The sequence below is a fragment of the Aurantiacibacter atlanticus genome, from assembly GCF_001077815.2.
Classification (GTDB): domain Bacteria; phylum Pseudomonadota; class Alphaproteobacteria; order Sphingomonadales; family Sphingomonadaceae; genus Alteraurantiacibacter; species Alteraurantiacibacter atlanticus.
In genome coordinates this window covers 2,242,539-2,256,269 of record NZ_CP011310.1, presented here as the reverse complement: position 1 = coordinate 2,256,269, position 13,731 = coordinate 2,242,539, and the positions used below count along the sequence as shown (strand labels likewise).

Genomic DNA, 13,731 nt, shown 5'->3' with positions numbered 1-13,731 from the left:
ATGGCTGGTTCCGGAGGACATCTCGCGCTAAAGACCAGCCGAATTGCAAATTTGGGGGCAAGAACTCTTGCGTAAGCTGGGCCTGATTGGCGGGATGAGTTGGGTTTCAACCCATCGCTATTACGAACGTATCAACAAGATGGTGCAACGCGAGGTTGGCCGACGATCCTCCGCGCCCATGCTCATCGAGAACCTCGATTTTGCGGAATTATATCAATTGCAGACCGAGGAAGACTGGGAGCGTGGCACCAGGATTCTGATTGATTCTGCGCGAAGGCTGACCGATGCCGGCGCTCAAATGATTATCATCGGGGCCAATTCCATGCACCGCGTTTATCGAGATGTGCAGGCGCAGGTCGATGTGCCGATCCTTCACATTGCCGAATGCGTTGGCGAAAAAATGGCGCAGGATGGGGTGAAGCGGGCTGCCTTGATCGGCACGCGTAATGTCATGACCGAAGGGTTTTATCGACGCCGTCTTGTGGCACATGGGGTGGATCTTCTGCCGCCGCAGATGGAAAGCGTCGAACAGCTTGACCGGATCATTTACGAAGAACTCATGCTGGGTAAACCGCGCAAGGATTCCGAACGTCTATTGCGTTCCATGTTCACCCGTTACCAAGCCGATGGCGCGCAAGCCGTGGTGCTGGCCTGCACCGAACTGGAGCTGGTGGTCGATGTCGACGCGAATGTCGTGCCCATCTATGATTGCATGCGCATCCATGCTGACGCTGCCGCGCGGTGGATTATCGGCGGCGAATAGAGCTTTTCTCAAGGCATTTCGCGGCGTTCGCGCCTTGTTCCCGTTGTCACAGGCGTAGCGCTCTCGTAGCGACAATGACCATGTCCCGCGCGCCCTATGCTGCTGATCCCGCTGCCAGTCGCGGGCGCGAATTCTCCCAGGCTGGTGACGGGACGAATGGCGCGGTGCGCGGCCCCCGCACCGCTTTCCAACGCGACCGTGACAGGATAATCCATTCAATTGCCTTTCGCCGTCTGGCGGGCAAGACGCAGGTTTTTATCGCGCCCGATGGCGATCACTATCGGGTGCGGCTGACACACAGCCTCGAAGTGGCGCAGATTGGCCGGGTCATTGCCCGCGATCTGGGTCTGGACGAGGATCTGACAGAGGCTTTGTGCCTGGCGCACGATCTGGGTCATCCGCCATTTGGCCATTCAGGCGAAGAAGCACTGGATGCAGCGCTGGAAACAAGAGGCGGCTTTGATCACAACGGCCACACCCTGCGCACTGCGATGCGGATAGACAGCCCCTATTGCGGAATCCCCGGTCTCAATCTCAGCTGGGAAGTGCTGGAAGGTCTTGCCAAGCACAATGGCCCTGTCAAATCACCGCAATGGGCTCTTGCCGAGCTCGACACAGCATTCCCATTTGATCTCGCACGTTGGCCTTCGCTGGAAGCGCAGTTGGCCGCGCTGGCGGACGATATTGCTTATGACAATCACGATATTGATGATGGCCTGCGTGCAGGTTTCCTGCATCTGGATGAACTCCTGCAGCTGGATTTTGTCGCCGATCAATGGCGCGAAGTCGAACGGCGTTATCCCGGCGCTGACCGTGAACAGCAATTGCGAGAACTGGTGCGCACCCAGATCGGGGTGATGGTCAATGATCTTCTGGAAACCACCCGCAGTAATCTGAAGGATGTGAACGCGATAGAGGACGTGCGCAATGCAGGCCACGCATTGGCCACATTCTCTCCAGAAATGGCCGGGCAGGAGCGGCAGCTGAAGCGGTTCATGTACGAACGCCTTTATCATCACCCGGACCAGCTACGCACCGCAGGGCGGGCAAAGAATGTCATTGCGAGGCTTTTTGCCGCATTTGATCAGAACCCCGCTTTGATGGCCCGTGGCTGGGCTGAGCGAGTTCCTGCCACGCAGCCTGAACGCGGACGTCATATCGCTGATTTCATTGCCGGGATGACGGATAATTATGCGATGCGGCAATATGGGAATATCTTCGGATCAATACCGGAAGGATTGTCCAATGTCTGACGCAATAAACGCGAGGCGACAGGTCATGCTTGTCGGCGCGACCGGATTGATCGGCCGTCACATCATTGCCCGAACGCCGGATTTGCCAGAACTGAACCTGCAGGGGCTTTCGCGCCGCGAGATCAATTTTACGCCTGGAACGCGGATGGAGCTTGTGCTGTCCGATACGTCGGGCTGGGCGGATGCAATCACTTCGCTGCAGCCGGAGACGGTACTTTGCGCGCTTGGCACAACGCATTCAAAGGCCGGCAGCGACGAAGCATTCCGCGCGGTGGATTATGAATTGGTAATGGAAGTCGCCCGCGCGGCAAAGCAGGGCGGGACGCGTCATTTCGTGCTCGTTTCATCAGTTGGCGCAAACCTCATGTCGCGCAGTTTTTACCTGCGCACAAAGGGCGAGGTCGAGCGCGATGTAAGATCACTGAAGTTTACGCGGCTCGACATTTTAAGGCCGGGATTGCTACGCGGATTTCGCGAAGGAGAAACGCGGCCAGTAGAAGGATTGGGCCGGCTGCTTGCTCCGGCAACCGACATTTTCTTACGGGGCGACAGGGCGAAATATCGCTCCATCCGGGCAGGTGTGCTTGCCACAGCGGCGTTACAGGCAGCCTATGAAAAGGCGGGCGGACAATTCGTTCACGAACATGATTCAATCATGCGTCTTGCCAATCGGTTCGAGCGCGAACATCTGCCTGCAGATGATGAATAGGAGCCGGCGTTGAACTGGGACTGGATATTTCAAGCTGCCAACATCTGGGCGATGGCTGCCTGGGGCGCGCTTCTTCTGCTCCCGCGCGGACCAATCATCATGTCGGCGATTTTCTATGCGGCGATGGGCATGCTGTGCCTTGCCTACACCGTGCTGCTGATCCTGCTGCAGGGCGCCTGGGTCGATCCCGGCGCGCAGGCTGATGCGGCTTTTGTTTCCTTCACTTCGCTTGAAGGCGTCCGCGCGATATTTGCATCCGATGCAGGCGTCACGCTAGGGTGGATGCACTATCTCACTTTCGACCTGTTTGTAGGCATCTGGATATCGCGGGATGCGGACGCCAAAGGGTTCTCACGCTGGGTCCAGGCCCCGTTTCTGCTCCTGACGCTGTTCTTCGGACCGGCCGGCTTGCTGTGGTGGCTCGCCCTGCGTGAAAAGCGGGCGCGCAAGGGTGCACGAAGGAAGATGAATTGAAGCGTTACGCACCAGCTACCCTGCGCAATCGGGAGCCGATTGCAGATGTCCTGAGCAAGGAACTGCCAAAGAAAGGTCTGTTGCTGGAAATTGCAGCAGGGACCGGGGAGCATGCGGCGTTTCTCGCCGAGCGTTTCCCTGATCTTGACTGGCTGCCTACCGATCAGGATGCAGAAGCAATTGCCTCCATCGCGGCTTGGCGGGTCGAAGGAAGCTCGCCCAATATGCTTGCTCCGCTAGTGCTGAGTGCGGCATCGCCAGATTGGCCCGTAAAGGTACCGGACGCGATCTTGCGAGCGAACAAGCAGCCTGACGTAATTTCTGATGTGAATTCAGATGGTAATTGGAAATGCGATGCCTGTCTTTGCATCAATATGGTCCATATAAGCAAATGGGACGCGACAATCGGATTGTTCAGGGGATGCTCGCAGGTCCTCACTACAGATGCACCCCTCATCCTCTATGGGCCCTATCTCGAAGAGGGTATAGAAACAGCGCCATCCAACTTAGATTTCGACCGCTCATTGAAAATGAGGAACCCGGTGTGGGGTCTGCGTAAACTGGAGGACGTTGACCGATTGGCTGAGGAATGGGGTTTTCAACGAACTGCTCGCTACCAGATGCCGGCCAACAACATCATGCTGGTTTACCGAAGAAAGCCAACATAGCCTTTATGAGGCTCTTGCGGTTGGTTTTGTGCCCTTCTGACAATATCGGCAAGAGAGCCGACATTCAGCTAACGATCCGATTGCGGACTTCAAGTCAGCGGCCTAGGCTTGGTGGTTGCGAACAGCCTTGGATGCTCCACCAGATGTGCTCGATGATGGCGAACAGTCTTTCGTCGTCAAAGTAAGGGAGCTTGGTTGGTTTCGGACGAGTGTTTTCGGCGACGATGAAGGTCCCGGCTTCTCATTCACCACGGGCTTTTGGGTGAACGCGAGCCAGCCTGAGGTCATCATTTTTAGCACGAAGGACGACATCGCTCACGATGTATTCGGCGACCTCTTCCGCGATGCCAAGGCAGGCAAAACCTTGCCCGTTGGTGAGCGAACGGATGCCGTCTTTGCCAATCTACCCGCCTACGCCTTCCTCGTCGCCAAGAAGCACTACCGAGATTTGCTCGGCTGGAGCCGCTGGTTCTACGGCGGCGATGATTTCGCCTGCCTGCAAATAGCTTGGCCAGACAGGGCTGGGAAATTTCCTTGGGAGCCAGACTTCGACACTGAGTTCTGTGAGGACCAGCCGGACCTTACAGAGCGAGGATGGGCGAACGAGATTGCGGACTGAATGTCTGCTTCCCACCCCAAAATCGGTCATTCACGCTTTCTGGCGCAGCGCCCGCAAGCGGACTTTCAAGACGATGTCTTGTCTGAACATAGTCCATGGCCCGCGCGAAGCGGCTGGTGCGTGTTTGACGGGGCAGGGTGGGTATTGCCAGTAGGGGCGCCTCTGAATTTCTAGAGGCGTTTCTCGAAGCTGATCTGGAGGCAGCGCCCTTAAATCTCGCTTTAAGGCCAGCTCCATTCACGCGATCCGCGTTGGGATTTGCGCAATAGTGATCGGACGGATCAACTGCTGCCAGCGAGGTTGAAAGCAGCCGCAGAATTGTAGTGCCAGCCAACGATTCCGTTCTGGCGTATCGCAAGACGAGAGACGCAAAGCGCCCGCCAGATAGCTCCGGCGGGCACCTTGCGACTCTCAAAATTGGGGAAGTTGATCAGATGGCGCGATCGCCAGCTTCGCCGACGGATTCTATGTCCTGGCCAAGGCCCTTGACGGTATTGCACGCTGGTAGAGTCATCATGGAAAAAAGCATGATGACAGAAGTGATAACCTTCAAGACAACCTCCGATATTTTGGCTAGATAGCGCGCTCGCCAGCTTCGCCAACTGATTCAACGTCTTCGCCGACGCCCTGCACTGTATTACATGCCGTGGCCGACATGGCGAGAACACCTGCGGTAACCGCGAGAATTAATTTACGTGCCATTATATGGCTCCTTTGCTGATCCCTGCCAAAAATGCGGGACGATGCATAGAAAACCCGCAAATCAGCATCAGGTTCCGGCCACGTCTTTTTCGACGATGAAGCGATGCGAGCTTGTGACACGCTCTCGCCATGCGATGATCACCCCGGCAGCGATTACCAACGGCGCACCGACCCATGTCGACGCAGGCGGGACGGTGGCAAATACCAGCCAGCCCAGTAAAGTCGCCCAGATGAGGTTGGAATAGTCCATGACGATTACGCTGGACACCTTGCCAAAGCGCAGCGCCTGCGTGACCAGCACCTGCCCCCAAGTACCCGATAGGCCAATTCCCAGCAGCAAGAGCCATTGATAGCTTGTCAGCGATTTACTGACCCATAGCATAGCGGGAAATGCCACGATTGTGCTGGTAACTGAAAACCAGAATACAATCACCATCGGCTTTTCCGTCCGGCCAAGATCGCGGATCTGGATTGATATCAATGCAATCATGAATGCGCCGCCAAGTGCAACCATTGCGCCGAACAGCGGTATGTGACCTCCACCCGGCTGCGCAATGACGACAATACCGGCAAAGCCCGCCAGCACCGCGGACCAGCGCCATATGCCAACGGTTTCGCGCAGCAAGATGATTGAAAGAAGCACTGCAAAAATTGGGGCGGAAAAGCCTAGCGTAGTGGCTTCTGCCAATGGCAACAGGATCACACCGCCGAAATTGCACACCATTCCTGCCAGACCGTAAATCGCCCGGATGCCATGCGCCCTGGGTCGCCGAGTCTTGAGCAGGATCACACCACCCGCCATCATCGCCCAGGCGAGAAGGATGGGGATGGAAATGAATTGCCGCCAGAATATCAGTTCGGCAATATGAATGCCGCTCTCTGCAGCCAGCTTGATCAGCACCGCCATCACGGCAAAACCCATGATACCGAGCAACCGCACGAGAAGCGCCAGCATTGGCCTGTCTGTATGGGTCTCGGTCACGCAAACTCGCATAGACCAGACTGGCCGGCGATCAAGGCTGACGCGCCTTGCAAAAGCCATTGTAGGGCGCGGGTGCGGCAACCATATGCGGCGCAATGCACTGGCCCGATTTCATCCTTTTTGCGAGCGATGCCACGCGCTATGCGCTGGCGGGCGCTGCTATGCTGCTGGTGTCAGCCATTGCAATCTGGGGCGATCACCGCCGTGCGCGGCGCAAGCATCCCGATAACGTGGGTATCATGCCGTGGCGCGATATTGCAGCGCTCAGCACATTTGTCGGACTGGCGCTGCTGGCCTTTGGGGTTGTGGGCTGGCTGAAAGGATAAGCAGACGGAGCCCCGCCTATAGGCACGCTTCCAGATAGGCCTGGTCGAAGCCGAACTGGCGCGCTTTTTCAAGCGTGTATGGCCGCAGGCCCGATGATCGGAATTCACCGATGATCTTGCCGTCTTCGCCTTCGTCGAGATATTCGAACGCGAACAGCTCCTGCGTAACGATCACATCGCCTTCCATGCCAATCACTTCGGTCACATTTGTCGTGCGTCGTGAACCGTCACGCAAACGTTTTACCTGCACGATAAGATCAACAGATTCTGCGATCTGGCGGCTGATGGCTTCTTTGGGGATCTTGATGTCGCCCATGAGTATCATGTTTTCCATACGGCCAAGGCATTCACGCGGGCTGTTGGCGTGAAGTGTACACATCGATCCATCGTGGCCAGTATTCATGGCGGCAAGAAGATCGAAACATTCCGCGCCACGAATTTCGCCCAGGATGATGCGATCAGGACGCATACGCAGGGCGTTCTTCACAAGATCGCCAATGGTGATGGCGCCCTGGCCTTCAAGGTTGGGAGGACGCGTTTCAAGCGGCAGCCAATGGGGCTGTTGCAGACGCAATTCGGCGGCGTCCTCGATCGTCAGCACACGTTCGCCCGGATCAATCATTTTTGACAGCGAGTTTAGCATCGTTGTCTTACCCGAACCCGTACCGCCTGAAATCACGACATTCATGCGCGAGGCACCGGCGATTTTCAGCGCGGTACACATCTTTTCATCCATCGAACCCCAGTTCTTGAGGTTATCTAGCGTGATCGGCTTTTCCGAAAACTTACGAATGGAAATCGCGGTGCCACGCAGGGACAGCGGGGGCACGATCACATTGACACGCGAACCGTCTTTCAAACGGGCGTCGGCCAGTGGCGTGGTTTGATCGACGCGGCGGCCAACCTGGTTCACAATGCGCTGGGCAATCTGGAACAAATGGCCTTCATCGCGAAATTTGATCGGCGCGATGATCAGTTTGCCCTTCTTTTCGATGTAGGTCTGATCGGGGCCGTTGACCATGATATCGGTCACATCCGGATCGCCAAGCAATTCTTCCAGCGGGCCGAAGCCTAGCAATTCGTCAATCAGTACCTTTTCCAGCGCGAATTGTTCGCGCCGGTTCAGCGTGACCTTCAATTCAGCCAGCACTTCCATGATGATCGGGCGGAACTCTTCGGACAGCTCTTCCTTGCTGAGAGAGGCTGCCGCTTCGGGATCGACACGTTCGAGCAGGCGCGGCAGCACCTGTTCCTTGATCTTGTGAACGCTTGCTTCGAATCCGCCGACCTCTTGTGTTTCATGAACAGCATTGGCGCGATCGGAAAGACGGCTCATCGCATCGTCATTGCGCGAACTGGCAGAGTCTACCGGCGCACCTTCGGGCGGCACAGGCGGGAATTGGTCGCCACCGGGGGGAGGCGCATCGGCCTTCTCGGCTGGAGCAGGCCCGGGGGAGCCTCCGCGCATTGGCTTGGCCACGCCGAAGCTCGGACGCGCACCATTGCCCATTCCCCCAGCTCCGTTCTTGCGTCCAAAAGCGCTCATTCGATGCCCCTCAAATTCTACCCACATTACGCCTTCCAGACAGGAAGCCGCCTATTCACAAACCGTCCTCGTCGAGTTTGGTAAATATTTTGCAAAGATTACTGGTCTCGCGACCATGATTTCACTCGGCGCGCCCGCATTTGTGAGCTTGGCATGGCCAAGCGGCTGAGCCATAGCCATGTATCATGGGGCAAGGTGTGATCGCATTTGGGGCGTATGACGTCGGCAAGCCGCGTGTTCGGCTGCTGATTGACGCGTTGAAGAAGTCAGATAGGCTTGAGGCGGAAATTCATGTTTCCGTGTGGCAGGGCGTGGCCGATAAATCTGTTGCCGGGCTTGCCCAGTTCGTCGGCGCGGCATTTCGATATTTGCTGGGAATGCCGAGGGCGCTTTGGCGGTTGTCGAGGCATTCCGGGACCGCGCCTCTACTTCTTCCATATCCCGGAACGCCCGAAATTTTTCTTGCTGGACCAATTGCTCGGGCAAGGGGGCGCAAGGTGGTGCTGGACGCTTTCCTGCCGATCCATGACACCATCATACGTGATCGACAGATGGCGAGAGAAAATGGGATTGTGGCTCGCTTCCTGCGATGGTTTGAAGAAGCTGGCTTGCGACAGGCTGACGTTATCCTCGTCGATACAGACGCTCACGGTGATTTCCTGTCGCGCGAATATGCCATCCCGCGACAGCGTTTCGAGACTATCGTCGTCGGCGCAGAAGCGCTGTTTCATCAGCCGCCCGAGCCAGATGATTTCGAAGATATCCTTGATCCCAACGAAACCACGCCAATTATCCTCTTTTATGGACAATTTATTCCGCTTCACGGGCTCGCCACCATTCTGGAGGCAGCAAAACTGACGCGCAGTGAAGCGTTAAGGTGGATTGTGGTGGGTAGCGGACAGCAGGAAGATCTTGCGCGGAAGTTTGTAGCAGAGAACGGTAGTGGCAGGCTGACCTGGGTGCCATGGGTGGACTACAGAAGACTTCCTGCACTGGTTGCGCGAGCAGACATATGTCTTGGAATATTTGGCGGATCCGACAAGGCAGCGCGCGTCATTCCAAACAAGCTGTTTCAGGCACTGGCGATGGGCAAGCGAGTTCTTACGCGATCGAGCCCTGCGCTCGACCCATTGGCAGAGGGTTTCGCTGAGAGGATCGTGACTATTCCCCCTGAAAACGCCGCAGCATTGGCTGAGGCTGTTTGCGATCTGGTAGGGCGTAGAGAGCCAGCCAATGCATCTTTACTAATTGAACTAGCAGATATATTGACGCCGGAAGCAGGCGTAAGCCGGCTTATTACACGTCTGGCGCGCGAGTAAAGGTCAAGGTTAAACCTGCGGCGAGAAAATCTGCGCAGGTCACCAATACGCGCGAAAGTAGTGCCACTATGGTCGCATGTGGCAGTGGCATTAAAACAGAAAGTAGCGCGATCATGGCCGTTTCGCGTGCGCCAAGGCCAGCTGGTGCAAAGAACACCAGGAAGCCGGTAATCCACGCCGCGGCGTAAATTGCGGAATATACCAGAATATCTTCAGGCGCTACCGGGACTGTGAGGCCGCGCGCCAGCAATAGGAGCATCGCTCCACCAGCCAGCCAAGTGCCCGCTGATATTGCGGTTGATGCGGCAAGACGTAAAGTGCTCGGCACAGTGTTTAACTTCGCAAGTGAAGCGATGCGCAATAGGACAGCAGGGAAAAACACTACGAGGGGCAAGAGAGCAGAAGCGGCCCAACCCCAGCCACCGGGCTGCGTACCGGCGAATGAAAACGGCAGCACCGCCAGTACCAGCACACCGCCAGCAACGATGGCTGCAAGCAATGCAAATGCGAAACTGGCAAGAACTCCGCGTCTGCTCATCCCCTCATCATGTCCCAATTGCGCCGCGGCAAGAAACTGCCAAACGCTGCCGGGAATGTACTTCCCGATTTGGCTGAAGAAAAATATGCGGAGGGCTGGTAGAGTACGCAGGGCGACATCCCCTTTCTTCGCCAGCACCATCCACGCCAAGAGGGAAAATCCGATATGCGCGCACGCCGCGATGGCAGACAGTGCAATGTCTCCGTAACCAAACAGGCGAAGCGCCTCGGTAACTTCGTTCCAGCGAGAATGAAGCAAATATGCAGCACCAATAAGCGCTGCGGCGACGAACCCCGCTTTCAGGAAAAACGCCCATCGCGGGCGCTGTGCTCTGGTTTCAACAACCATCGTGATCAATCGAGCTGTGCAATTGCGATCAGGCCGAGGCCGCGGTCCGGGAAGGCGCGCTGCAGTGCAATGGCAGGTAGGCTGACCAGCCGCATAACCGCCGCTGTGAAACTGCTTTCGGGTTGAAATAGCCGTCCCGATCCAGCAGTACGCTCGGCAAAATTCTTGTCCGCAGCGCCTTTACGAAGCGTGCGGCGCGCGATCAGATTACGCGCTGTTTCCAGAAAATACCCTGCAGGAAAATTATATTGCGAGATGTCGACGACGCGAAGTCCCACGCCTTCAAGCAGGTTTTTCATTTCTTTCCGGTCATAGCGGCGATAATGTCCAACCATTTCGTCCCAATCACCAAGGCGTTTGGAATCAGCAGGCACGCTAAGCACAAGATGTCCACCAGGCCGCAGATGTTCAATCCAGTCTTCCAGAGCGGCTCGATCATGCTCGATATGTTCAAGGACTTCGAACGCGCAAACTGTGTCGAAACATTCGGAACTTGAAAGCTCGCTGCATTCTATATTACGGAGTTGAACGCTACTACCAAGCTGTTGTTGAGCAATGACAAATGATTGATGATCAGGTTCGATTGCAACGACACGCTTAGCCCGCCTTACCAGCCTGCCAGTGAACGCGCCTCGGCCACAGCCCACTTCCAGCACATCTCCTAAATCCGTGGGAAGCTTACGGCTTAGCGCGTCCCACCTCAACGAAGGGCCTATGGCCAAAGGTGTGGATCTAGAACCCGGCATAAAGCGGCCCCGGCTCTAGCGGATTGCTTGGCGGCTGGAGGTTGTCGCCCCAGATCAGTCGCGCGTCCTGAGCACCCGGCACTTCCAATTGATAATTGGTGCGGTCCAGCTGGATGACATCGCCGGGTTGCAGTGCCTTTCCGTTGATGATGACTGGCGCGTCTCGCACCGTATATGGTCCGGGCACCTGAAACAGGGCATTGTCCGCTGCCATGCCTGCCGGAAGTCTCTTGCCCGCGATCCAGATGAAGGGCGCAAACTCGATATAGCTGTTGCGCATCGATTCATTATCTTCGGCGACCAGCAGCGTGTCATCCCCTTCGAGAAACATCACGCGCAATGTCCACCAGTTTCCGATAACGAGGGGGACGACGTCGGCTTCCAGCGCTTGTGTATATTCGGGGACCCCGTTTTCGCGATACATGTTCATGCCCCAGGGGGTCATGAATTTATTCCCCTTGGGCCATGATCCCATCATGTAATTGTGATCGATATAGGTCACAGGCTGAGGGAAGATTTCGCGGATGTTTGCCTCCAGCTGACGCTGGCGATCAATAATGGTGCGATTGTCCACCAGGAAGACGCCCAATGCGATGGAGGCGAGGGCGGAAGTCAGTATCATCGGGGCGAACCGTCTGCGTGCCCAGACCAGCGCGGGGATACAGCCCAGTGCCACAGGGGCGAGGATAAAGGCGTAGAAATATGCAGCGGTGTTCATGTAATAGAACGGCGTAAGAACTGGCAGCAAGAACCCTGTCAGCGCGATCTTTTCTGCCCTTGAGCGGTCTGAGCGCCAGATCAATATGGGCGCGGCAACAACGGCCAATGTAAAGATCGGCGCCAGCATCATCGCCTTGATCGCCATCGTCCAATAGGCCGGCAGGCCGATGAAAAACATCCACGATATCGAACTGCTGAAAAGACCTGTGCTTGCCGCGATATTGCTCCGCTCGGCAGTGACGCTGCTGCTGTGCCAGAGAAACATCAGTGCGAAAAACAGCACTGCGCAGGCAACGCAGGCGACGAGTCTGATAAATTGGGACCGAGACCAGTCGGATTTCATCAGTCGAAAGACCGCAAGACCGGCAAAGGCCGGAAAATAAAGGATGACCTTGATGGTCACCATCGTCCCGAAAGCGGCCAGCAATCCAAAGCCGGCAATCGCTCTCCAGTCGAGCCTGCTGCGAGCCATCACTGCGAGCGCTCCGGTCAAAGCTGCTGTGGCCATGGGATCGACACGAAAAGAATTGCCATGCTGCAGCACATAGCCTGCAGAAAGATACAGCAGCGGGACGAAGAGCGCGGTGATATTGTCAGTAAACCGCTGGGCGATGAGATAGAGCGACCACAGCGTCACGATTTCAAACGCCAACATTGTGACGCGGGCGGTGACAATGTGATCAATATTGCTGTCAAACAGGCCGGGCAGCCAGAAGAAGATACGAGTATTCAGCGTCTGTAGGGGGCTGGTGAGACGGCCCTCGGCAAAATCGGCCACTTGGTGATAGAAAAAGAACTCGTCCCAGTTGATGGCGCGGGTGAAGGCGAAAGACAGCTGGGCCGCAATAAGGACGATTAGTGCCGCAAACGGCCAGACGGCGCTGTCCGCGTCACGCCACCACGATTTTGAGGTCGCAGGCATTTCCTTTCCGGCCATTGCAGCATTTGTCACGAAGTGCGCTTTCGATCCGGCTTAATGCGGATCACGCTTACCGGTTCCTTTTGCGCGGCGTCCTTTGTGGAACGAGCAAGCGCTGCAATGCTGTCCTCCAGCGAGCGGGTGCGGGCGAGGTTTTCCTCGATCAGCTTGCGATTGGCGGCAACCAGATCGGCCAGCATGCCGAGTATGGCCACCAGCGTACCCAGCACCAGCAGCGCACCGCCGATCACCAGCGACTGGATATGTCCGCCACCCTCGCCATTGGCGTAAAACCACAGAAAACGCACAATTGGCAGCAGACCGATAAAGGCGATCAGCGTTCCTGTGCCGACGAAGGCGCGCAAGGGTTTGTGGGCGGTGAAGGTACGCGCCATGGTGATACCCGTTTGCAGGATAAAGCGCGGCACTGATTTGAACAGGCGGCTGGGACGCACCGCGGCATGCGTTCGCACCGGCACTGTCATGATCGCCATGCGCTTGCGCCCGGCCTGGATCAGCATGTCCGTTGTATAGGAAAATTCAGTCGTGATATTGATGCGCTGCGCCGCGTCTCTGCTGATCGCCCGAAAGCCGCTGACAGCGTCTGAAACATGTGTTCCGGCAAGGCTTTGTACTACGCCGCTGCCGATGCGCTGGATAAGCCGTTTGAGCGGTGAGAAATGCGCATTCTGCGAAACGCCGCGGTCGCCTATGACAATATCTGCGCGGCCATCCACTACGGGGGTAACCAGCGCGGCGATGTCGGCGCCTTCATATTGCCCGTCACCATCGGTGTTGACGATAACATCCGCGCCTTCAGCCAATGCGCGGTCTATTCCGCTGCGAAAGGCCGCAGCAAGGCCCCTATTGCGGCGGTGAGTTACCACGTGATGCGCGCCTGCTTCCAGTGCGATCTGCGCAGTGCCATCGCTGCTGCCATCGTCGATCACCAGATATTCGACCACGTCGATACCGGCCACGCTGCGTGGCAAGGCAGCAAGGGTTGCAGGCAGGGTCTCTGCCTCGTTGAGGCAGGGGATCTGAATGATGAGTTTGGTCAATGCTGGCCCCCGCGGCGAAGCTCTGCTTTAGGCTTATC

General features: G+C 56.7%; 16 protein-coding genes. 8 read left to right on the top strand and 8 right to left on the bottom strand.

Features of this window, described 5'->3' with window-relative positions; translation table 11 throughout:
* Positions 1–67: 67 nt before the first annotated feature.
* The 6 genes from CP97_RS10915 (at position 68) to CP97_RS10890 (ending at position 4,486) form a co-directional block, all read left to right on the top strand.
* Entirely contained in the window at positions 68–763 is a 696-nt protein-coding gene (locus CP97_RS10915) for an aspartate/glutamate racemase family protein (protein WP_048885970.1), read from the top strand.
* Positions 764–843: 80 nt separating this feature from the next.
* Positions 844–2,016 carry a deoxyguanosinetriphosphate triphosphohydrolase gene (locus CP97_RS10910; protein WP_048885969.1) on the top strand — a complete coding sequence of 391 codons (1,173 nt, stop codon included), beginning with the start codon at positions 844–846 and terminating at the stop codon, positions 2,014–2,016.
* Positions 2,009–2,725, top strand: coding sequence for an NAD(P)H-binding protein (locus CP97_RS10905; protein WP_048885968.1), 717 nt, complete (start codon positions 2,009–2,011; stop codon positions 2,723–2,725). Before CP97_RS10910 ends, CP97_RS10905 begins: the two co-directional genes overlap by 8 nt.
* Before the next feature lie 9 nt (positions 2,726–2,734).
* A complete protein-coding gene (locus CP97_RS10900) occupies positions 2,735–3,199 on the top strand; it encodes an ABA4-like family protein (protein WP_048885967.1) in 465 nt (154 codons plus the stop codon).
* Positions 3,196–3,867, top strand: coding sequence for a DUF938 domain-containing protein (locus CP97_RS10895; RefSeq protein WP_048885966.1), 672 nt, complete (start codon positions 3,196–3,198; stop codon positions 3,865–3,867). Before CP97_RS10900 ends, CP97_RS10895 begins: the two co-directional genes overlap by 4 nt.
* A 145-nt stretch (positions 3,868–4,012) precedes the next feature.
* Positions 4,013–4,486: a DUF4262 domain-containing protein gene (locus CP97_RS10890; RefSeq protein ID WP_227819583.1), complete on the top strand. Its 474-nt coding sequence runs from the start codon at positions 4,013–4,015 to the stop codon at positions 4,484–4,486.
* Positions 4,487–4,916: 430 nt separating this feature from the next.
* On the opposite strand, the gene CP97_RS15940 is transcribed toward CP97_RS10890, so the two are convergent.
* The 3 genes from CP97_RS15940 to CP97_RS10880 all read right to left on the bottom strand — a co-directional run bounded on the left by CP97_RS15940 (position 4,917) and on the right by CP97_RS10880 (position 6,170).
* Positions 4,917–5,039 carry an entericidin A/B family lipoprotein gene (locus tag CP97_RS15940; RefSeq protein WP_082863800.1) on the bottom strand — a complete coding sequence of 41 codons (123 nt, stop codon included), beginning with the start codon at positions 5,037–5,039 and terminating at the stop codon, positions 4,917–4,919.
* A gap of 20 nt (positions 5,040–5,059) precedes the next feature.
* Positions 5,060–5,188: an entericidin A/B family lipoprotein gene (locus CP97_RS10885; RefSeq protein WP_048885964.1), complete on the bottom strand. Its 129-nt coding sequence runs from the start codon at positions 5,186–5,188 to the stop codon at positions 5,060–5,062.
* Between the two features lie 67 nt (positions 5,189–5,255).
* Positions 5,256–6,170, bottom strand: a complete 915-nt coding sequence (locus tag CP97_RS10880; protein ID WP_227819582.1) for a DMT family transporter — start codon at positions 6,168–6,170, stop codon at positions 5,256–5,258.
* A 95-nt stretch (positions 6,171–6,265) separates the two neighbouring features.
* On the opposite strand from CP97_RS10880, the gene CP97_RS10875 reads away from it, so the two are divergent.
* A complete protein-coding gene (locus CP97_RS10875; RefSeq protein WP_048885963.1) occupies positions 6,266–6,496 on the top strand; it encodes a hypothetical protein in 231 nt (76 codons plus the stop codon).
* 16 nt (positions 6,497–6,512) lie between these two features.
* Here CP97_RS10875 and CP97_RS10870 read toward each other — a convergent pair whose 3' ends face one another.
* On the bottom strand, positions 6,513–8,042 hold the full coding sequence (locus CP97_RS10870; RefSeq protein WP_048885962.1) for a CpaF family protein: 1,530 nt from the start codon (positions 8,040–8,042) through the stop codon (positions 6,513–6,515).
* A 197-nt stretch (positions 8,043–8,239) separates the two neighbouring features.
* Here CP97_RS10870 and CP97_RS10865 point away from each other — a divergent pair, with 197 nt between their 5' ends.
* Positions 8,240–9,361, top strand: coding sequence for a glycosyltransferase (locus CP97_RS10865; protein WP_161485459.1), 1,122 nt, complete (start codon positions 8,240–8,242; stop codon positions 9,359–9,361).
* Here the strand turns inward: CP97_RS10865 and CP97_RS10860 are convergent.
* The 4 genes from CP97_RS10860 to CP97_RS10845 are packed head-to-tail and all read right to left on the bottom strand — an operon-like array spanning position 9,339 to position 13,693.
* Positions 9,339–10,247, bottom strand: coding sequence for a lysylphosphatidylglycerol synthase domain-containing protein (locus tag CP97_RS10860; RefSeq protein ID WP_048885960.1), 909 nt, complete (start codon positions 10,245–10,247; stop codon positions 9,339–9,341). The genes CP97_RS10865 and CP97_RS10860 overlap by 23 nt on opposite strands.
* A 5-nt stretch (positions 10,248–10,252) precedes the next feature.
* A complete protein-coding gene (locus tag CP97_RS10855; RefSeq protein ID WP_063612422.1) occupies positions 10,253–10,993 on the bottom strand; it encodes a class I SAM-dependent methyltransferase in 741 nt (246 codons plus the stop codon).
* A complete protein-coding gene (locus tag CP97_RS10850) occupies positions 10,980–12,665 on the bottom strand; it encodes an ArnT family glycosyltransferase (protein WP_063612421.1) in 1,686 nt (561 codons plus the stop codon). The genes CP97_RS10855 and CP97_RS10850 overlap by 14 nt, the downstream gene beginning before the upstream one ends.
* The gene (locus CP97_RS10845; RefSeq protein ID WP_048885957.1) at positions 12,662–13,693 is read right to left on the bottom strand and encodes a glycosyltransferase family 2 protein; all 1,032 of its coding nucleotides are present in this window, start codon (positions 13,691–13,693) and stop codon (positions 12,662–12,664) included. The genes CP97_RS10850 and CP97_RS10845 overlap by 4 nt, the downstream gene beginning before the upstream one ends.
* Between the last annotated feature and the right edge of the window lie 38 nt (positions 13,694–13,731).

What these genes read in the sequence shown, in the direction of transcription:
- CP97_RS10855 (WP_063612422.1), bottom strand. Translation starts at nt 10,993, where the DNA reads ATGCCGGGTTCTAGATCCACACCTTTGGCCATAGGCCCTTCGTTGAGG.
- CP97_RS10860 (WP_048885960.1), bottom strand. Translation starts at nt 10,247, where the DNA reads ATGGTTGTTGAAACCAGAGCACAGCGCCCGCGATGGGCGTTTTTCCTG.
- CP97_RS10870 (WP_048885962.1), bottom strand. Translation starts at nt 8,042, where the DNA reads ATGAGCGCTTTTGGACGCAAGAACGGAGCTGGGGGAATGGGCAATGGT.
- CP97_RS10910 (WP_048885969.1), top strand. Translation starts at nt 844, where the DNA reads ATGTCCCGCGCGCCCTATGCTGCTGATCCCGCTGCCAGTCGCGGGCGC.
- CP97_RS10885 (WP_048885964.1), bottom strand. Translation starts at nt 5,188, where the DNA reads ATGGCACGTAAATTAATTCTCGCGGTTACCGCAGGTGTTCTCGCCATG.
- CP97_RS10905 (WP_048885968.1), top strand. Translation starts at nt 2,009, where the DNA reads ATGTCTGACGCAATAAACGCGAGGCGACAGGTCATGCTTGTCGGCGCG.
- CP97_RS10875 (WP_048885963.1), top strand. Translation starts at nt 6,266, where the DNA reads ATGCACTGGCCCGATTTCATCCTTTTTGCGAGCGATGCCACGCGCTAT.